The following is a 19822-nucleotide window of genomic DNA, read 5'->3' on the forward strand; positions in this document are numbered from 1 at the left end:
CGGTCGGCACATGGCATTCCTCAACCCGCGCGCCCTGCGCTGGAAGATCGCCGCGCTGACCGCGGCCGCCTGCTGCGCGGTGGCCGCGGTGATCGGCGTACTCGTCCACCAGGCGATGGCCGAACGCGGCGAGCGCACCGGCCACGACCGCATCGCAGCCCGGATGGCCGCCGCGGAACGCGAGTACACCCGCACGGGCACGGCGCCGCTCGACGTCGAGGTCCTGACACCGGGGCAACTCGCCGAGCCGCTCGCGAGGGCGCTGGCCGGCAAGGACAAGAACGGCCTGTACGCGACCTGGTACGACCGCAAACCCCCCAACTGGTACTGGCTGTGGGCGGCCATGCCCGTCGAGGGTGATCGGGTGCTGGTCGCCCGGACGGACATGAGTGCCGAGGTGCGCGGCCTCCAGCTCCTGGACCGCAGCATCATCAAGGCCGTGCTGGCCGCCCTCCTGGTCGTCGTGCCGCTCGCCGCCCTGGCCACCGAGCCGATGAACCGCAGGCTGCGCCGTGGCTCTCGTACCGCCAGGGCCATCGCCGCCGGCGACCTCGACGCCCGGATCGGCCCCGGCGGCCGGGCCCGGGACGAGATCACCGAGATGTCGGCCGCCATGGACGAGATGGCCGCGGCCCTGCAGCTGAAACTGGAGGGCGAGCGGCGTTTCACGGCGGACGTCGCGCACGAACTGCGCACCCCGCTGATGGGCCTCTCCACCGCCGCCGGGCTGCTTCCGGAGGACGACGAGGTGGCCGGACTCGTACGCGACCGGGCCCGGGCCCTGAACGGGCTGGTCGAGGACCTCCTGGAGATCTCCCGGCTCGACGCCGGGGGCGAACAGGCCCGGACCGATGCGGTGCCGCTGGGCGAGCTGGTCGCCGATGTCGTCCGCCGGACGCAGACGCCGACCGTCGTCACGGTCGGGGCCGCCCACGTCGTCGAGACCGACCCGCGCAGGGTGGAACGGATCGTGGTCAACCTCGTGACCAACGCGCACCGCCACGGAGCGGCCCCCGTCGAGGTCACCGTGACCGGCGCACGGATGGTCGTAAGGGACCACGGCCCGGGGTTCCCCGCCGCGCTGCTCGACGAGGGCCCGCAGCGTTTCCGTACGGGATCGGCCGAGCGGGGTCGCGGGCACGGTCTCGGGCTCACCATCGCGCTCGGGCAGGCCGGCGTCCTCGGGGCCCGGCTGACGTTCGCGAACGCCCCGGACGGGGGCGCGGTCGCCACCCTCGACCTGCCTCTCGGACCGGACTGAAACAGAACCGCAACAGGACCTCATGGCGGCGGAAGCAGGGGCGCACCGGTCCGGAAGCACGTCTCCTCGAAGGTGAATTCGGGTGCGGGAACCGCACTCGTTTCCTTCTGGAGGTGCCCCTCATGTCCGCCACCCGCCGCCGCTCCGGCTTGCGCAGGTCGCTCGTCCTCTCGCTGTCCGCCGCCGTCCTGGTGACCGGTGCGGGCACCTGGTACGCCTTCGGCGGCAACGAGTACCCCAGCCCGAAGGCTGCCCTCGTGACCTCCCTGGCCAGGTCGATGGACCTGCCGTGGCCGACGGAAGGCCAGGCGAGCGCGGAGGTCGAGGGGATCGGCAGCCTCGGCACCAAGGGCGAGCAGACGCCGGTACCGATCGCCAGCGTCACCAAGGTCATGACCGCTTACGTGATCCTCGCCGGCCACCCGATGCCCGGCGACGCACCCGGCGCGAAAGTGATCGCCGACCAGCAAGCCGCCGACGAATCGTTCTCCGCGACCGAGTCGACCGCTCCCGTCGTGGCCGGGCACGAATACACCCAACGCCAGCTCCTGGAACTCCTGATGCTGCCCTCCGGCAACAACGTCGCCAGGCTCCTGGCCCGCTGGGACGCGGGCGGCCAGGAAGAGTTCGCCAGGAAGATGAACAAGGCCGCCGCGGAACTCGGTATGGACCGCACCACCTACACCGGGGCCTCCGGTATCGAGTCCAGCACGAAGAGCACAGCGGCCGATCAGCTGAAGCTGGCCCGCGCCGTCATGAAGAACGAGGCCTTCCGTCAGATCGTGGCCACGCCCGCCGTCACGGCCCCCGGCGTCGGCGTGCAGATACACAACAGCAACAAGCTTCTCGGGCAGGACGGGGTCATCGGGTTGAAGACCGGCTCCTCCACCCCGGCCGGCGGCAACCTCATGTGGGCCGCCACCCAGGAGGTGGCGGGCGTCCCCCGCCTCATCCTCGGAGTCGTCCTCCACCAGCGGGCCGACACCAACCCCACCGCCGGCATGGCCGCCGCCTTCGACTCCAGCCGCACCCTGATCACCGCCATCCGCGCCGCCCTCCCGCAGGCCCTCGCGGCACAGACGCCGTAGACCTGACCTGACCTGACCTGACCTGACCTGACCTGACCTGACCTGACCTGACCTGACCTGGCGCAGCCGCAGCCGCCCGCGCTGGACCGGCCGCGCTGCGGGCGTCGAACAGCGGTATATGCCCGTTTTGGCTCGTCGACTGGATTGCCGACCGTACGGAGATCCGACCCTGTGGCGGGCGGCAAGACGATCACGGTGTTCATTCCGCTCCCTGTTGCCGCCTGAACCCAGTGCTTCCTCGCTGGCGGATGACTCGAACGGACATCCGTCGACCGGGTGCCATGGCGCCCGGTACGGAGCCGGTGCGCGAGGTGGTGGCCGACTTGAGGCGGCGTGAGCCGCCCCGCCGAGGCGGGGCGGGCCTCAGCCTCGGGACCCCCAGCCGAGGCGGAGTACAGCGAGGTCGTCGGTGTGTCTTCCGGCGTTGAGCGCTCTGGTCTGGCGGATGAGGCTGTCCAGGTGCGCCGCGGGGTCCGCGGACGGTGTGGTGTTGATCAGGGGCAGGAGCCCCTCGATGCCGAGCCGGCCGTCGGCGTCGCCGTTGTGCCCTTCGGTGAGGCCGTCGGTGTAGAGGGTGAGCGCTCCGCTCTCCGGGAGTGGAATGAGCGTGGCGGGCCAATCGCGGTGGCCGGGCATGATGCCGAGCGCGATTCCGTGCGCGGCGGTCACCTCCCGGGTCCCCTCCGCGGTGGTGAGGAGCGGTTCGTGGTGCCCGGCCAGGTGGAGGGTGGCGGTGGCGGCCTTCTGGTCGAGAGTGAGGAGCGTGCAGGTGGCGAACAGCGGCTGGTCGCCGCGCTCCGCCACCAGCAGGCGCTCCATCAGGTGCAGCAGATCGGTGCCGCGGTGGCCGGCCAGGACGAGCGAGCGCCAGGCGATGCGCAGGCAGACGCCGAGGGCCGCGGCATCGGGACCGTGGCCGCTGACGTCGCCGACCACGGCGTGCAGCAGCCCTCCGTCGCCCTCGACGACGTCAAGGAAGTCGCCGCCGAGCAGAGCCTGTTCGACGCCGGGCAGGTAGCGGGTGGTCACCACGACGGCCGAGGTCTCGAGGAGGGGCCGGGGCAGCAGGCCCCGTTCCAGACGGGCGTTCTCCTCGGCGCGCAGTCGGGCCGACTGGGCTTCGGCTGACGCGCGTTCGGTGTGGCTGCGGTAGACGGCGTAGCGGACGGTGCGGCGCAGCAGGTCGGCTTCGACCTTGCCCTTGACGAGGTAGTCCTGGGCACCGGCGGCCATCGCCTCGGAGCCCGCCTGTTTCTCGGACAGGCCGGTCAGCACGATCACCGCGGTGTGCGGGGCCATGGCGCGGACGGTGGTGACGGCGTCGGTGCCGGACACGTCGGGCAGGTGCAGGTCGAGGAGGATGCAGTCGACGGTGCGGGCCGCGAGAGCCGAGTGGGCGTCGGCCAGCGAGGTGCTCGTGGTGAGCTCGAAGCGCAGCTCGGTGTCGTGGAGGAGCTCCTCGACGAGCAGGGCGTCGGCCTCGTCGTCCTCTATGAGGAGGATGCGGTAGACCGGTTCGGTCACGGCCAGGCCGCCGGTGTGGGGGAGGGGCGCGGTCACGGCGCCGGCTCCACGCCGGCCCGGGTCGCTTCCGCGATGGCCGACGGGGCCGGGGGCGGTTCGGGCGCGAGGGTGAAGGTGATGCGCGTCCCGTCCCGGTACTCCGGGTCGACGGCGATGGTACCGCCGTGGAACTCGACGATCTTCTTGCACATCGCCAGGCCGATTCCGCTGCCGGGATAGACGTCCTTGGTGTGGAGCCGCTGGAAGATCACGAACACCTTGTCGGCATACTCGGGTTCGATCCCGATGCCGTTGTCGGTCACCGTGAACCGCCACAGCTCCCCTTCCCGGACCGCGCCGACACGGATCTCCGGTGCCAGGTCCGGGCGGCGGAACTTCACCGCGTTGCCGATCAGGTTCTGCCAGAGCATGCCCATCTGGGTGGGATCGGCGACCAGGGAAGGCAGCGGATCGTGCGTGATCGATGCGCCCGACTCCTCGACGCCGAGGCTCAGGGCGGACAGGGCCCGTTCCATGACCGCTTCGAGGTCGACCTTCTCGGGATTGTGGTGGACGCGGCCCACCCGGGAGAAGTCGAGGAGGTCGTTGATCAGGGTCTGCATCCGGTTGGCGCCGTCGACGGCTATGGCGATGTACTGGTCCGCCTTGGCGTCGAGCTGCCCTCCGTAGCGCCGCTGGAGCAGCTGCGTGAAGCTGGAGACCTTGCGCAGCGGCTCTTGCAGGTCGTGGGAGGCCACGTACGCGAACTGCTCCAGCTCGGCGTTGGAACGCTGGAGGTCGGCGGTCTGGGTGTCCAGGCGCCGCCGGGCCTCCTCGCTGAAGGCCAGCTCGCGCACGAGCTGACGGCGCATGAAGTCGATCTCGCCGCTCAGTCGCCGCAGGTCCGCCGGACCGGCCGAGCTGATGGGGTGGTCGAAGTCACCTCCGGCGACGGTGCGGGCGTCCGCCCCCAGCTGCTCCAGCGGCCGGTTGATCCCGCGGCGCAGGCCTTCGAAGACGAGGACGGCCATGAGGGCGACCACGGCCGCGATCGTCGCGAACAGCCAGTTCCGCAGCCTCATGGTGGCGGCGAGATCGGCTCGGGTCCGGTCCCGCTCCGCGAGCAACTGTTCCTGCTGGCCGGCCATGGCCTGACGCAGGGCGTCGAACGACGTCTTGGCCTCCGCGGCGCGTGCGGTGGCCAGGGGTGAGGGTGCCCCGGACGGCGAGGCGGCGATCGGACGGGCGATCCTCTCCTGCCATGTGGAGACCGCGTCCTGGAGCGCCTTCAGGTCCGCGAGCGCGCGGCCGTCGCCGTCCAGGAGCCGCGCGAGTTCCACGGCGTACACGTCCTGATCGGTGAGCCCCTGCTGATAGGGCTGGAGGAACTCCGGGGTCCCGGTGAGGCCGTAGCCGCGGATGCCGGTCTCCTGGTTGAGGAGGGCCGATTCCAGGCGGAAGGAAGTGGTCAGCGCGGGCACCCGCACGTCCACGAGTTCCTCGCTGATCGATGCCGTCCGCCCCAGCACCCACGCCCCGGTCACACCGAGCAGGGCCAGCACCGTCAGCGAAGCGGCGACCCCGACGCGGAGCCACCGCCGGGTCGTCCACGCGGAGGACCTCCGCGCACCCGACGGTGTCAACATGCCGGTCATCCTCTGATTCCCCTCCCGAGACAGCCGCCTTGAACAGGGCGCAGCGCACACTGTAGAGGGCCTTGACAACAATTGTTGTCGCACGCCGGATCAGGGCCTAGGGTTCGGGGTATGCCCGGCACCAACTTCCACCTGCGGACCACCCCGAAGGAGACGGCCGCCGTCGCCGACGCGGCCGTGGCCGACCTCACCCGTCGCCTGGCGCTCGGTCTGCAGAAGGACCTCTCGGATCCTGCGGCGGACGACCGCGCGCAGGCCCTGGTACGCCTGCATGTACTCGACCACCTTCAGCGGGCCGTGGAACGACTGCAGCGCGGAGCGGCCACGGACGCCGCGCGTGCGGGAGCCGGATACCCCCAAATCGGCCGCGCATGCGGCGTGACCCGTCAGGGAGCCCGCCGCCGCTGGCCCGGGCTCTTCAACCACACCGACGATGCACCCACGGAGCAGATGACGATGAACGACCCCGCCCGACCGTTCGATGTGCTGCTGGTGGAAGACGACATCGCGGACGCCATGCTCATCGAGGAGGCGCTCTCCGAGCGCGGGGCCCGCAATCTCGTCCAGGCCACAGACGGTGTCGCGGCCCTGGAGCACCTGCGCGACCCCGACAGTCCGCGCCCCGACCTCATCGTGCTCGACCTGAACATGCCCCGCATGAACGGCCGCGACCTGCTGCGCATCCTGAAGAACGACGCCGACCTCCGGACCATCCCCGTCGTCGTCCTCACCACCTCCTCCGCACCCGACGACGTCGTCGGCGCCTACACCAGCCACGCCAACGCGTACGTGACCAAGCCGGTCAACCTGGAGGAGTTCGAGCAGGCCGTCCAGAGCATCGATGCCTTCTATCTGGACACCGCCACGCGCCCGCACCGCGCCTGACCGGCCGCATCGCCTGATGTCGCGCCGTCCAGGAACCGCAGGAGCTCGGTGGTATCGGCTCTGGCGCTGGATCGCCGCGAAGGTGTACCCGGTCGACGGCCGGGTCGCCCCGCCGGCCGCCGGCCGCCGTACGCGGTCAGTCGACAGCGATGGCCCGGCTGGCCTGGGGATCCCGGCCGCCTTCATGCCGGGGATGACGGCGCTGCCAGTACGGATTGTCGTGGGGGAGCTTGCTGGAGACGCGGCCGTACATCCCGAAGGTCATGACGATCAAGCCCATGACGAAGCTGAACATCACGTTCGTCATGCCGAATCCCAGGATGTTGGCGCCTTTGTCGAGGATGAAGATGTGCGCGAACCCACTGAGCAGGAACAGCGCTCCCACCGTGATGTTGAGGGTGGAGGCGAAGTTGCCGCCGATGACGGCGCCTGCGGCGAGCGCGAGCCCGACGACGACGGAGATGACGCTCAGGGTGGTGTTGGTGGTCAGGCCCGCGATCGTCTCGCCTTGCGTGTCGAAGGGGCGGAGGGCATCGGCGAAGCCGAGCACGCCGAACGCGATCAGGGTCAGCCCGCAGAGAAGGGCGCCATAGCGGTAGACGGTTGCCAGCCTGTGATCGACTGAGAGTTCGTCGCTCAGCTTCATCCGGGCTCCTCAGCTGGTGTGGACGGGATGCTTCACTTCTCGAAGGCTCCTTCGGATCGTTTCGGGTGAGCGACACCTCCGGCGAGGTGGCCGGTCCAGCCGAACGTATCCGCAGCCCGAGTCGACGGGCGACTTGCACCGTTTATGCACAATTTCGGGGTCGCGCCTTCCCCGCCTTCTGGTGTGGCGGAGCCGATGTGCAGAGCCGCCCACCACGGGCTCGGGCAGGCGGCGGATGCCGGAACCGGAGAGGGAAGGCTCCGGCACCCGCCATGTCTCAGCTCTTCGTCAGGGTGCAGGTGTACGGAGAGCTGCCCGAGCTTTGGTATGCGTCGAGCTCGAGGTAGTAGGTGCCGCTTCCGGCGGCGGTTCGGGTGAAGGTGAGGGACTCGTCCATGCCCACTCCATCGTTCACGGACCGGTCGATGGTGCTCCCGCCCGAGTCGAGCAGGTAGAGGTCGGCGTCATAGGCTCCGTCCGGAATGGTGCACTGGATGGCGACCCGCTCGCCGGCCGAGAAGGAGACGCGGAAGTAGTCGCGATCGGTGGTCGACTTCATGCTGCCGGTGAGTGAGGCGGGGTAGGTCAGGGCGCCGGCGTCGTCAGCGGTGGCGCGGGTGTCGTTCGTTTCGGTTTCCGCCAGGGTGTTCGCGCCTCCGGGTGGGGTGCAGCCGGTCTGCGGTGTGCCGGTGTACAGGTTGGGGTCGGCGACTCCGTTCGTGACGCTGCGGAGGTAGTAGCCGCAGGTGGGGCGGTTCCTGAAGTCGTAGGTCTGCCCGGGTCCCAGGCGCCAGATCTTGTAGTTCGAGAAGGTCAGGGGCTTGCCGGACGCAGCCTGCTCCGGCTGGTGGTCGCCCAGGACGACGTAGGCCTCCTTGCCGTAGAGGGTGGCTGTTCCGTTCTTGTCGAGGAGCAGTGAGCTGCCTTCTTCGACTCCTACGCCCCAGGCTTTGCCTCCGGAGGTCCGGCCGTCCTTGATGGCGCGGGCGACGAAGGCCATGGTGCGGCCCATCCGGTCGCGGGTGGTGAAGTGGGAGTCGTTGATGACGCCGCCGTAGTTCGCCCAGTCGAACATGCCGGTGGTGAAGGTGATGTAGCTGTCGTACGGGTTGGCGAGGGCTTCCGCGCTGGTGACGCTGCCCTTGCAGGCGTCGTAGACGACGGGGCTGTTGATGTGGTGGCCGGCGCTGCCGCCGCCCGAGCCGCCGCCCTTGGCCACGACGGACTCGACGGACGCCTCCAGCGCGCTGCCCTTCCAGGCGGCGTAGCGGCACTGGTCGCCGCCGGCGAAGTAGACGAACTCGGCGTTGCGGATATCGGTGTTGACCTGGCTGTTGTTGCCGTCCGCGGCGGCGGTCAGGGTCCAGGTCGTACAGGAGTTGACGCCGGGTAGCGCCATCGCGGCATCGCATTCGGGGGTGGTGCTGCCCGAGGTGGGGGCGGAGCCGGCCAGGACGACGACGTCCAGGCTTCCGGTGCCGCCGCGGACGGCGTCGATGGCAGCGGACATGGAGCCAGGGATGATCTTGCCGTCGCCGTTCATGGTGAAGGCAGGGCCCTGCCATGACGTGCGGCTGACGTCCGAGCCGCTGCCCAAGCGGACCCGTGTGGCGGCAGCCTGCGCGCTGGAGGTCGAAGTGAGCGTGGCGGCAAGTGTGAGCAGTGCTACGGCAGTCGAGGCCGGCGAGGCGTGCCTGAACCGTGTGCCCATGGCTTCTCCAAGGGGTGGGGGAGGGGTTGGTGAATCTGCAGGGGGCAGGGCGTGGCGACGCCCTGAGCGGCGCTTGTGGGAGGTGCGCCGTCCTGTAGGGGGATGCAGTAGCGGAACTTACAAGCCGAGCCGAATGAACGGTAGATGTAGAGCGTGAATCACCCTTCCCTTCGGAGGAGTGGGTGATTTGGTCAGTTCAACGGCCCGCGCTGCGTGGTCTCGTGGCAGAAGGGGTGCCCGTTACCGCAATGTAAGGAGCGATACATCTAGCCATCAGGCGAGCGATTCTGTAATTTCCGTGTTGTAGTCGACGGCGAACACCCCGTCGGCCCCGAAGACCGGAGAGGCATACGCCTGATGAACACCCGTCTGTCCCGAAACCTGATCACGGCGCTGACGGCCGCGACCGCGCTGGCCACGCTCACTTCTTGTTCGGACCCCGCTGCCGACACCGCCGAGGCCACCGGCGGACAGCCGGCCACCATCGCCGGGGTAGCGGTCACGAAGGACACTGCGCTGCACGAGGCACTGCCCGACGCGATCAAGAAGGCGGGCACCGTCCGCGTGGCCACGGACGTGCCGTACGCGCCGTTCGAGATGTTCGTGGCCGAGGGCAAGCCGGAGCTCACCGGCCTCGACTACGACCTGGGGCAGGCGCTGGGGGCCAAGCTGGGTGTGACGTTCGCCTTCGCGCCCCAGAAGTTCGACGGGATCGTGCCGGCCATCCAGGCCGGAAAGTTCGACGCGGCGATGTCGGCGATGACGGACAACAAGGAGCGCCAGGCGGTCGTCGACTTCGTCGACTACTCGGTCTCCGGTTCCGGGATCATGGTGGTCAAGGGCAACCCCGAGAAGATCACCACCCTCGACGACCTGTGCGGCAAGAAGGTTGCGGTGCAGGCGGCGACCAATCAGCTCGACCTCCTCAAGGAACACCAGGCCAAGTGCAAGGCCGACGGTAAGAGCGAGATCGACATCCAGACCTTCCCCAAGGACTCCGACGCGCAGCTCGCCCTGCGCTCCGGCAAGGTCGTCGCCCAGGTGCAGACCAAGCCCGCCGCGGGCTGGACCGCCAAGACCGCCGACGGTGGCAATGCCTTCCAGGTCGTGGATGACCCGGCCGCATCGGGCGGCTACGGGGCCTCGCCGAACGGCATCGCGGTCTCCAAGAAGCTGCCCCGGCTCAGCGACGCGATCCACAAGGCCTTGCAGGCTCTGATCGACGACGGAACCGTCACCAAGATCTTCGACAAGTACGGTGTCGCATCCATCGCCGTCAAGGAGGCCACCAAGAACGCGGCGGTGGACTAGAAATGACGACCACCACAGCCCCGGCGGACATCGACCGCCCGGCCCCCGAGCAGCTCACCGTCGTGCCGCTGCGCCATTACGGCCGCTGGATCGCCGCTGTTGCGGCCATCACCGCACTCGTCGGTGTCGCCGGATCACTGGCGAAGAACGGCAATCTCCACTGGGAGATCATCGGCCGCTTCCTCTTCGCCGACCTGATCTTCTCCGGACTCGTCACCACCCTGTGGCTCACCGTGGCCGCCATGGCCCTCGGACTCGTCCTCGGCACGCTGGTCGCAGTGATGCGGCTGTCGTCCAACCCGGTTCTCTACGGCATGTCCTCACTGTTCGTCTGGTTCTTCCGCGGCACCCCCCTGCTGGTCCAGATCATCTTCTGGGGATACGCCGCCGCCCTCTACCAGTACGTGAAGATCGGCATCCCGTTCACCAGCGTCACCTTCTTCCAGGTCGAGACGAACTCCCTCCTCACCCCGGCCATCGCAGCCCTGCTGGCCCTCGGCCTCAACGAGGCCGCGTACGCCTCGGAGATCGTCCGGGCCGGCATCCAGTCGGTGGACCCCGGCCAAACCGAAGCGGCGCACTCCCTCGGCATGCGGCCCGCCCAGACCATGCGCAGGATCGTGCTGCCCCAGGCCATGCGGGTGATCATCCCGCCGATGGGCAACGAGACGATCAACATGCTGAAGATGACCGCCCTGGTGTCGATCATCTCGGCGCACGACCTGATGTCCAACATCCAGGACGTGTACGCGCAGAACTACCAGGTCATCCCCATGCTCGTCGTCGCCAGCCTCTGGTACCTGGGACTGGTCACCCTGCTCGGCATCCCGCAGGCATGGCTGGAGCGCCGCTACGGCCGCGGCTCCGACCGCGGCGGCCACATCTCACCTCTCCGCCGCATGTTCGCCGGCGCACCGGCCGAGCCCGCCCGCACGAAGAAGAACACCAAGGAGGCGGCCGCGTGAACGTTCCCATGGTCCGCGCCCAAGGCGTGCGCAAGCACTTCGGGAAACTCGAAGTCCTCAAAGGCATCGACCTGACCGTCGAACGCGGCCAGGTGTGCTGCCTGCTGGGCCCCTCCGGCTCAGGCAAGTCGACGTTCCTGCGCTGCATCAACCACCTCGACCGCGTCGACGGCGGGAAGCTCGCGGTCGACGGCGATCTGGTCGGCTACCGCCAGAGCGGATCGCGGCTCCACGAACTGCGCGAGAAGGAAGTCGCCGCGAGGCGACGCGACATCGGCATGGTCTTCCAGCGCTTCAACCTCTTCCCGCACATGACCGCGCTGGACAACGTCATGGAAGCCCCCGTCAACGTCTGCAAGACCGCCACGTCGCAGGCCAGGGACGAGGCCCACCATCTGCTGGAACAGGTGGGCCTCGGGGACCGGGCCGGCCACTACCCGGCCCAGCTCTCAGGCGGGCAGCAGCAGCGCGTCGCCATCGCGCGAGCCCTGGCGATGAAACCCAAACTCATGCTCTTCGACGAACCCACCTCCGCCCTCGACCCGGAATTGGTCGGAGACGTCCTGGACGTGATGCGCCGGCTCGCGGCAGACGGCATGACCATGGTCGTGGTCACCCACGAGATCGGCTTTGCCCGCGAGGTCGGTGACACCGCCGTCTTCATGGACGACGGCGTCGTCGTCGAATCCGGTGACCCGCGCCAGGTCCTTGTCGAACCCCGAGAGGAACGCACCCGCGCGTTCCTCTCGAAGGTCCTGTGACCGCCCCCTCACGGGAGCAGCTGCACACCAACACGCTGCTTCCGTACGCCGAAGCGCGCCTGGAAGGCTACCTCGCCGACCTCGCCGGCCTGGTCGCCATCGACTCGGGCTCCTACAGCCCGGCCGGCGTGAACCGGATGGCCGACTGGACCCAGAACCGGCTCATGCGGCTCGGATTCGACGTGGAGCGCGTCGCTCCCGACCCCACCCACGGGCACCCCGTCGGCGATGTGATCCTCGCCCGCAAGCTGGGCGACCTTCCGGTCGAGCAGGGCGGACGGTGCCTCCTGCTCGTCGCGCACCTCGACACCGTCTTCGACGACGGAACCGCCGCAGCGAGGCCTTTCCACCTCGACGGCCACACGGCGCGCGGCCCCGGTGTCAGCGATGACAAGGCCGGCCTGCTGGCCGGAATCACCGCTCTCGAGATCCTGGAAGAGACTCGGGCAGGGCAGTACGCCGAACTCGTCTTCCTCGCCACCCCGGACGAGGAGATCGGCTCGCCGGCGAGCCGCCCCGTGACCGAAGCAGCGGCCCGTGGAGTCCACTACGCGCTGGCCCTGGAGTGTGCCCGGGAGAACGGCGACCTGGTCATCGCCCGCAAAGGTGTCGCCGACTTCCGGGTGAGCGTCACCGGCCGGGCAGCGCACGCCGGCATCGAGCCGGAGCGCGGAGCGAACGCCGCCTTGACCGCCGCCCACCTGGTCGTGGCCCTGCAGTCCCTCAACGGCCACTGGGACGACGTCACCGTCAACGTCGGTGTCGTACGGGCCGGCAGCCGCACCAACATCGTCTGCCCGGAAGCCGAGCTGCGCGTCGAGGTCCGCTCGGCCACCGCCGCCGGACTCGCAGCGGCCCACCGTGCGATCGAGTCCGCAGCCGCACGGCCCGCCGTCTCCGGCACCACGGCGACCGTCGAGCAGCTGGACCTGTGCCCGCCCATGGAGGACACACCCGCCTCACGCCGCATGTTCGACCAGGCCAGACGCATAGCCGCAGGCTTGGGAATCAGCCTGTCGGGCGCGGCGACCGGGGGCGTCGGGGACGCCAACTTCATCGCGGGTCTCGGCGTGCCCACCCTGGACGGCCTCGGCCCGGTCGGCGGCGCCGACCACGCCCCGGAGGAATGGCTGGACACCTCCACCGTCCCGGCCCGCGTCGCTCTCCTGGCCTCCCTGATCGCCGACCTCGGCGACAGCCGCACCGGCTGACACCCCCCGACGTCCCGTACCGGTTTGATCGCGCCATTGCCCGGTACGGGACCCAGCCCCGGCAGCCCCTCCCACCACGCACCGGGCTGCCGGCCCGCGCCGGGACCGCAGCAGCCACCCGCCGCTGCGGTCCCGGCCACCACCCGATCCCACCTACTGGAGGCATCCCCATGCCCGTCCCGACCGGAGCCCGCCGTACCGCACTGGCGGGCAGCACCGCTCTCCTTCTCGGACTCACCCTCGCCCCGGCCGCCCACGCCCACACCGCCGCGCCGGCCGGCGGCCGCGGCTCGCTCGTCCTGATCGGCGGCGGCCTCAAAGCCGACAACACGCAGGTCTACGGCGAGATCATCAAGCGCGCAGGTGGAGCAAAAGCGCGCATCGGTGTCCTCACCGCCGCCTCGATCCCCGCCAGCCAGGACCCCGAGGCGGGCGACCCGGAGAACTGCAGCAACTCCGCCTGCAACGGCGCCTACTACGCCGGACTCTTCAAGCACCACGGTGCCGCCGACGCCCAGTGGATCCCCATCGACCTCGACCACATCACCAATGCCGACTCCGACGAGGTCGTGCGGCAGGTCAACTCCATGACCGGCTTCTTCTTCGGCGGCGGCGACCAGTTCCGCTACGTCACCACCCTGCTCCACGGCTCCGCACACACCGACTCGAAGGTGCTCGCCGCCATGAGGGCGAAGCTCGCCGCCGGGGCGGTCGTATCCGGATCCAGCGCCGGAGCGCAGATCGCGGCCGGAGCCGACATGGTCACCGGAGGAGACTCCTACGAAGGACTGCGCGACGGCAGCAGCCCGGGCTACTTCGAGGACCCGGCCCGGCTCGGATACCTCCCCGAAGGCGGCTTCGGCTTCCTCCGCTCAGGACTCATCGACACCCACACCGGTACGAACGGACGCGAAGGCAGGGCCCTGCGACTCGCCGCCGACACGGGACACGACCGCGTGTACGCACTGGAAGAGAACACCGCACTCGTCGTCGACGATCCCAGCACCCCCCGCGAGCGACTGCGCGTCCTGGGCCCGCAAGGCGTCGCCATCCTCGACCTCCGGCAAGCCCGAACCCACAAGAACCCACAGGCCGGATGGGCCCTGACAGGCGCCCGCTACACCTACCTCTCCAACGGCGACCGCTACGACCCCCACCGCTGGCACATCCAGCCCGCCAGCGGCAAGCGGCCCCTGATACCGCTGACAGCCTCACCGATACCCGCCAACTCGGACGTCTTCTACTCCCCGGCCAACCCCGCGGGCGTCCCCTACTCCTTCCTGAACACCGCCCGCGCCCTGGCCACCACGACCCAGCGCACCACCACGGCCGGCACCTTCGAGAGCGGCCCCCGATTCACCGTCACCTTCACCAAGCAACCCGGATTCACCGCCTGGACCAGCGACGGCGCAACCGCGCACACCGTCACCGGCCTGCGGATAGCCGTCGCTCCGGAGTGACTCTGCCCTGACGCACTCCGGTCGACAGGGGCCGGCCGGAATCCTGCGGTGCCGGCCGGCCTCACCTGCTCACGCTCGACACTAAGCTCGACCTCGACCCACCCCAGCACCCACGCATACGAAGGAAGACCCAGCGCATGGCCCCTGGCACGCTCGCCGACGAGATCCGCCTCAAGCTGGGCGACGCCAGCCCTGCCGAACGCAAGGTCGCACGCGTGCTACTCGCCGGCTATCCCGCAGCCGGTTTCGAAACCATGGCCGTCCTCGCGGAACGCGCCGCCGTCAGTACCCCGACCGTCCTGCGCTTCATCAACCGGCTCGGCTACCGCGGCTTCCCCGATTTCCAGACCGCTCTCCGCGCGGAGCTCGACGAACGCAACGCCTCTCCCCTCTCCCTCTACGAGGCAACCGACTACGGCCGCAGCCAAGGCGGAATCGAGGACCTCTCCCTCCTCCAGCGCGGTAGCAACGTCTTCAGCGCCGCTGTGGCCCAGACCCTCGCCGAACTGCCCCCGCACGATCTCGAACACGCGATCGCACTGCTCTCCGACGGTAAACGCCGCATCACCCTGGCCGGCGGTCGGTTCACGAACCTCTTCGCCCAATACCTCGGTCTGCACCTCATGCAGGTACGCGACGACGTCCGCTTCCTGCCGGACCGGGACGTCGAACGGACCGCGCAGCTCGCAGCGGTGAACCGACGTGATGTCTTCGTCCTGTTCGACTACCGGCGCTACGAGCCGGACAAGGTCTCCATGGCCGAACTCGTCCAGGAACAGGGCGGCAAGGTCATCCTGTTCACCGACGTATGGCTTTCACCCGCGGCCCCCCACGCACAGGTGGTCCTGCCGAGCCAGGTCGCCGCACCCTCCCCCTACGACAGCCTCGTCCCCACCCTCGCCATCATCGAAACCGTCGTCGCCGGCGTGCTCACCGCCCTCGGTGAAGGCGCCCGCCAGCGGATGCAGCACGGAGAGGACACCGCCCGCCGGATGGGTCTGTACTGAATTCCACAATCCTCCGGCCAACTCGTCCTGGCCTCCTCGTCCGTCTCCGGGCCGGGGGAGGTTCAGGTCATCACATGGATCAGTCTGCTGGCCGCTTGCGCGGGGCCGCGTGAGCGCACGTGCCGGCACAGTTCATCGAGGGCGTGCCGGGGTGCGTCCAGGAGCGTGGCGACGGCACGGCCCGCCCTGCCAGCGTCCAACCCGTTCGGGTCGAGACACAGGGCCGCCCCCGCCCTTTCGGCATCGTGAGCGATGGAGAACTGGTCGCTGGAGAAGGGGAGGAGGAGAGCGGGCACGCCGGCGGCCAGGCACTCGGTGAAGGAGTTGTTGCCGCCGTGGTGGACCATCGCATCCACTCGTGCAAGCAGCGCTTGCTGCGGTACGGTCGCCGCGACCGAGACCCGAGGGCCGGCCAGGGAGGCCAGCGCACCAGCACGGTCCCCGGCGGCGAGGATCACCGAGGTGTCCTCGCACTCGGCCAGGATCCCCCGGGCCACTGCCTCCAGTACGTCATGCCGGGCCGAGAGGAATGTTCCCAGCGCCACCAGCACCACACGTCGGCCCCCCTGCCTCAGCCTGCGCAGTTCGGACTCCCAGAAGGGACCGGGCCCTGCCGGTTCGGCGCGAGTGAAGTGCCCGCTGAAAACGTACTCCGGGCCTTCGGGGCGCGGGGGGAGCCAGTCCAGGCGCGGATAGTGCAGAACCACTGCTCGGGGCGAACAGAGCGAGAACGCCCTCCTCGGTACCGGCCGGTGCGGTGCGTGAAGGGAGATGAACCGTGCGAAGAGCGCGGTGAAGGAGCGGTCGTTCACCAGTGCTTCCCGGCGCAGCGCGTTCAGCCCGGCGGCCGCCGGCCTTACAGCGTGCGGCCACGCATACGGCACTCCGAACAGCGCGTCCGGCGCGGCCGGCAGATAACTGGGATGCCCCGGGCAGAACGTCGCGTACGGCAGGTCCAGGCAGTGCAGCGCGAGGGTGACGGAGTAACTCAGCTGGTCCACCACGTACCAGTCCGCCGGCCGCCGGGCGTGCAGTGACCGCAGGTCCTCCAGCACCCGCGCTGGTTCGGCGAGCATGTCGACCCTGCGATGGCGGGCCTGAACCAGCAGCGCGGGAACAGCCCCGGCGAGCGTGGCATCGAGGAACTCCTCCAAGCGCCGCGACTCGGCTTGACCCTGCACAGTGCTCCGGGCGATTCCGGTGTTCGCGTTGCGCGTGACCGTCAGCGGGGTGAAATCCACCCCCGCTGCTTCAGCCAGAGGTGCGAACGCTTCGGCGCAGGCGAAAGTGACCTCCGCCCCCGCTGTACGGAGCTCTCCCGCCAGCACGGACAGCGGGGCCGCGTGCGAGTGGAACGGTGGAGCGATCACGGTGACACGCGGCACGAAGGCCTCACTTCCGGCAGAGGACTGTCCTGCCCTCTTCGGTCGGAGGCGCGCATCCGGAGGCAGCACGGTGGCTGGTTGCCCCCTCCTTCGCATCCAAAGCCGTGAACGCGGCGGAATCAGCGGTGACCATCCGCCCGAGCGAGAGCAGCGCCCCATGGACGCAACCACCCCGCAGGAAGGGCCCGACCCCTTTGTCGTGGCCCGACAGGGCTTCTGGGACACCGAAGAAGCGCCGCGGACACCCGCGACATTCGGAACACTGGCCTCCTTCCTCAACGCCGAGTACCGCCCGTGGCACGACGACCATCCGGCGGACCCCCTGCCAGATCCCGGCGACAGGAAGACGGCCCTCCTGCGTCGCACCCTGCGCCTGTGTGGGTCCGTCGACCCCGAAGAACTCCTGGCCGCCACCCTGAACGCGGACCAGCGGCTGCGCAGCACCGTCACGGAAGCCTGGCCGCTGTCGCTACGTCGTCACGGAACCGAGTCCGTCCGCCGCACACTCACCCGGGAAATCCTGGACTGTACCGACCCCGAAACCTTGGCTCACCTGATCGACCTGGCCACCGCGGGTCGGCTCCACATCATGGATGCAGCCGGGTGGGCTTCCCTCGCCCGACGAAGCCCCTTGAACAACAGGCCGGCCAGATTGGCCCTGTGGCGCCACCTCGCGCTCCAACCCCCGTGTCGGCATCTGCTCCCGAAGCCCGATACCGCGACCGAGGCCTACGAACGGCTGCTCCTCACGGCCGCCACAGGCGAGCGCCTCGTCGAACCTCCTGCGCTGCCGCACGCAGCCGGCCTGCTCGTGGTTCAGTCGATGCTGCTCGGTGAGATGGACACCCCGGGAGAGGGGAGCAGCGGAGGTCTCGGAGTCCTCCTCGCGGGCCTGGGCGATGCGCTCGCGCGGACGGAGCGCATCGATGCCGTCATCACCCTCGTGACGAAGGATGCGCGTGAGCTCCTGGCCGAGCCCACCCTCCTGCGAGGTCGGGGACCGGGACACTGGACGCTCAGCTTGCCCACTGACCCACACGCCACTACCACTCCAGGGATGGGACCAGTGGGCGACGCAAGTGCGCTCACCTGGTGGACGCGCATGCTCCTCGAAGGGCTCGGAAGGCGGCCCGACCTTGTCCATGTCAGGTACGCCGACGACAGATCCCTGGCAGTCGCCGAAGCAGCGCGCGAGCTCGGCACCCGACTGGTCTTCACCGCGACACCCGACCCGCACCGCCGTGTCAGCGAGCGGCACGCCGGACGAACGGTCACCGGCGACACCCCAATGGAGGACCTGCGCCAAGACCTGCACCGCGTCTTCGCGGCCGACAGGCTCGTGGATCGCGCCGACGCCGTCATCGGCATCCCGGGCCGCGGCGGAACAGCCGAGTTGGTCCGCTACCTTCCCCAACTCGCAGCCGTACGCGGTGGTCGAGGACCGATCGCGCCACCGGAGGGGATCACCGCCTATCAGCCCGCCGTCCACGAACCCCAGAGATGCGAGCGCCTGCTGGAAAGGCTCTTCGAGACCGCACTGCCCGCAGCGCTCGAAGCTGACGAGCGCGGACAGCCCATCCTGCTCACCGTGGGGCGCCTTCACCCGCTCAAACAGCAGCACGTGTTGGTGCAGGCATGGATCGAGTCCGGACTGCATCTCCGCTCGACGCTCGTGCTCGTGGGCGGATCCCCTCGCGCGGATCGGGCGGATTCGGGAGAGCGCCAAGTGCGGAAGGCGATCGCCGATCTCGTAGCGGCGACCCCGGCGGCGTCTGCGCGGCTGGCCATGGTGGCAGCGATGCCCAACACCGAAGTCCGCCGTCTGGAGCGGGCGCTGGCCCGCTCTGGAACTAGGGGCCGGGCCTACTACGTCTGCCCGAGCGCGAAGGAGGAGTTCGGCATCGCCGTGCTCGAAGCCATGGATGCGGGCCTGCCGGTCGCAGCCACGAGCCGTGGCGGAATTCCTCACTATGTGGAGGACATGGTCAACGGTCTACTCCTGGATACCTCTTCGTCCAAGGGCTTGACTGAGGGGCTGGAGGCACTGCTGTCCCTGAAGCCTGCGGTTCTCGACGCCATGGCGCGCCGGGCTCGGGCAACGGTTCGTGCGAGCTACTCGATCGACGCCGCGGCGTCCGCCTTCGCCTCCGTCTACGCCGAATTGCCCGGCATCAACACCGCCGTTCCCAAGACATGACCGCTCCGGTTCCGAGGGAAGCCGCGGAGGTCGTACATGTATCACTCAGCGGACGTGCCCCACAGCTCTCCGTGACGTCGCGCTCCCCAGGATGCAACCATCCGAGCCGGATGCATCCGGTGCCGGACCGCGGAGCGAAGAGTAGATGCAGTCTCGAAACGCTCCGGCAGAGACGGAGGCGGGAGAAAGGGGCGAAAGACAGTGATCACGGTGCAGCGCAGTTTCATCGTCGGAGTTCCGCTCGAAGACCTTGTCGCCTACCTTGCGGACTTCGGCCATGCCCAGGACTGGGACCCGGGCACCGTACGGTGCGTCCGGACCGGCGAAGGGCCGGTGCGGCCCGGGGCCACCTGGCACAACACCTCTCGTTTCCGCGGGCGGACCACTGATCTGGTCTACGTCCTGGAATCCCGCGAGACGCACCAGCTCGTTTTCGCGGGGACGAACAAGACCGTGGTCGCCAGGGACGTCATGAAGTTCGAGCCCCGATCGGCCACCGAAACCCGGCTCACCTACACCGCCTCCCTGCGGTTCAAGGGCCTTGCCAGAGTCGCCGAACCCTTCCTGCGCTCGGAGTTCGAGGCGCTCGCGGACAAGGTCGCGGAGCGACTGCCCATCGCGGCCGAGGCCCGACACGGGTGACGGACCCCCCCCATCCGTGCCGCTTCCGAGCGATGAAGATCCCGCGGGCTCCTGGACCAATCGGTCCTGTCCCCGGTGACGAACCCATAGTGAAGGCGCTCTGCGCCGCGAGGCGCCGCCCCAGCGAACGACAG

General features: G+C 69.4%; 16 protein-coding genes. 11 read left to right on the forward strand and 5 right to left on the reverse strand.

Features of this window, described 5'->3' with window-relative positions; translation table 11 throughout:
* Nucleotides 1-10 precede the first annotated feature (10 nt).
* Both OHA37_RS35565 and OHA37_RS35570 read left to right on the forward strand, forming a co-directional pair.
* The gene (locus OHA37_RS35565; RefSeq protein ID WP_266911618.1) at nucleotides 11-1261 is read left to right on the forward strand and encodes a sensor histidine kinase; all 1251 of its coding nucleotides are present in this window, start codon (nucleotides 11-13) and stop codon (nucleotides 1259-1261) included.
* Nucleotides 1262-1383: 122 nt separating this feature from the next.
* Nucleotides 1384-2349: a D-alanyl-D-alanine carboxypeptidase family protein gene (locus OHA37_RS35570; RefSeq protein WP_266911620.1), complete on the forward strand. Its 966-nt coding sequence runs from the start codon at nucleotides 1384-1386 to the stop codon at nucleotides 2347-2349.
* 363 nt (nucleotides 2350-2712) lie between these two features.
* On the opposite strand, the gene OHA37_RS35575 is transcribed toward OHA37_RS35570, so the two are convergent.
* Nucleotides 2713-3909, reverse strand: coding sequence for a PP2C family protein-serine/threonine phosphatase (locus OHA37_RS35575; protein ID WP_266911622.1), 1197 nt, complete (start codon nucleotides 3907-3909; stop codon nucleotides 2713-2715).
* Nucleotides 3906-5507 (reverse strand): sensor histidine kinase, encoded by a 1602-nt coding sequence (locus OHA37_RS35580; protein WP_443046259.1) that lies wholly within the window; start codon nucleotides 5505-5507, stop codon nucleotides 3906-3908. The genes OHA37_RS35575 and OHA37_RS35580 overlap by 4 nt, the downstream gene beginning before the upstream one ends.
* Before the next feature lie 111 nt (nucleotides 5508-5618).
* Between OHA37_RS35580 and OHA37_RS35585 the strand changes: the two genes are divergently transcribed.
* Nucleotides 5619-6392 (forward strand): response regulator, encoded by a 774-nt coding sequence (locus tag OHA37_RS35585; RefSeq protein ID WP_266911626.1) that lies wholly within the window; start codon nucleotides 5619-5621, stop codon nucleotides 6390-6392.
* A 136-nt stretch (nucleotides 6393-6528) separates the two neighbouring features.
* On the opposite strand, the gene OHA37_RS35590 is transcribed toward OHA37_RS35585, so the two are convergent.
* Nucleotides 6529-7038, reverse strand: a complete 510-nt coding sequence (locus OHA37_RS35590) for a DUF4383 domain-containing protein (protein WP_266911628.1) — start codon at nucleotides 7036-7038, stop codon at nucleotides 6529-6531.
* A 277-nt stretch (nucleotides 7039-7315) separates the two neighbouring features.
* A complete protein-coding gene (locus tag OHA37_RS35595) occupies nucleotides 7316-8548 on the reverse strand; it encodes a pre-peptidase C-terminal domain-containing protein (RefSeq protein WP_266911630.1) in 1233 nt (410 codons plus the stop codon).
* 558 nt (nucleotides 8549-9106) lie between these two features.
* Between OHA37_RS35595 and OHA37_RS35600 the strand changes: the two genes are divergently transcribed.
* The 6 genes from OHA37_RS35600 (at nucleotide 9107) to OHA37_RS35625 (ending at nucleotide 15464) form a co-directional block, all read left to right on the forward strand.
* The gene (locus OHA37_RS35600) at nucleotides 9107-10060 is read left to right on the forward strand and encodes an ABC transporter substrate-binding protein (protein ID WP_266911632.1); all 954 of its coding nucleotides are present in this window, start codon (nucleotides 9107-9109) and stop codon (nucleotides 10058-10060) included.
* 2 nt (nucleotides 10061-10062) lie between these two features.
* Nucleotides 10063-11025: an amino acid ABC transporter permease gene (locus OHA37_RS35605; RefSeq protein WP_266911634.1), complete on the forward strand. Its 963-nt coding sequence runs from the start codon at nucleotides 10063-10065 to the stop codon at nucleotides 11023-11025.
* 8 nt (nucleotides 11026-11033) lie between these two features.
* Nucleotides 11034-11786 carry an amino acid ABC transporter ATP-binding protein gene (locus tag OHA37_RS35610; protein WP_266913374.1) on the forward strand — a complete coding sequence of 251 codons (753 nt, stop codon included), beginning with the start codon at nucleotides 11034-11036 and terminating at the stop codon, nucleotides 11784-11786.
* Nucleotides 11783-12997 (forward strand): M20 family metallopeptidase, encoded by a 1215-nt coding sequence (locus tag OHA37_RS35615; protein ID WP_266911636.1) that lies wholly within the window; start codon nucleotides 11783-11785, stop codon nucleotides 12995-12997. Before OHA37_RS35610 ends, OHA37_RS35615 begins: the two co-directional genes overlap by 4 nt.
* A 170-nt stretch (nucleotides 12998-13167) precedes the next feature.
* The gene (locus tag OHA37_RS35620; protein ID WP_266911638.1) at nucleotides 13168-14457 is read left to right on the forward strand and encodes a cyanophycinase; all 1290 of its coding nucleotides are present in this window, start codon (nucleotides 13168-13170) and stop codon (nucleotides 14455-14457) included.
* 137 nt (nucleotides 14458-14594) lie between these two features.
* Nucleotides 14595-15464, forward strand: a complete 870-nt coding sequence (locus tag OHA37_RS35625) for a MurR/RpiR family transcriptional regulator (protein WP_266911640.1) — start codon at nucleotides 14595-14597, stop codon at nucleotides 15462-15464.
* Between the two features lie 62 nt (nucleotides 15465-15526).
* Here OHA37_RS35625 and OHA37_RS35630 read toward each other — a convergent pair whose 3' ends face one another.
* Nucleotides 15527-16849, reverse strand: a complete 1323-nt coding sequence (locus OHA37_RS35630) for a glycosyltransferase (protein WP_266911642.1) — start codon at nucleotides 16847-16849, stop codon at nucleotides 15527-15529.
* 157 nt (nucleotides 16850-17006) lie between these two features.
* On the opposite strand from OHA37_RS35630, the gene OHA37_RS35635 reads away from it, so the two are divergent.
* On the forward strand, nucleotides 17007-19046 hold the full coding sequence (locus tag OHA37_RS35635; RefSeq protein ID WP_266911644.1) for a glycosyltransferase: 2040 nt from the start codon (nucleotides 17007-17009) through the stop codon (nucleotides 19044-19046).
* 210 nt (nucleotides 19047-19256) lie between these two features.
* A complete protein-coding gene (locus OHA37_RS35640; protein ID WP_323182392.1) occupies nucleotides 19257-19688 on the forward strand; it encodes an SRPBCC family protein in 432 nt (143 codons plus the stop codon).
* Nucleotides 19689-19822 lie beyond the last annotated feature (134 nt).

Source organism: Streptomyces sp. NBC_00335, from assembly GCF_036127095.1.
GTDB lineage: Bacteria > Actinomycetota > Actinomycetes > Streptomycetales > Streptomycetaceae > Streptomyces.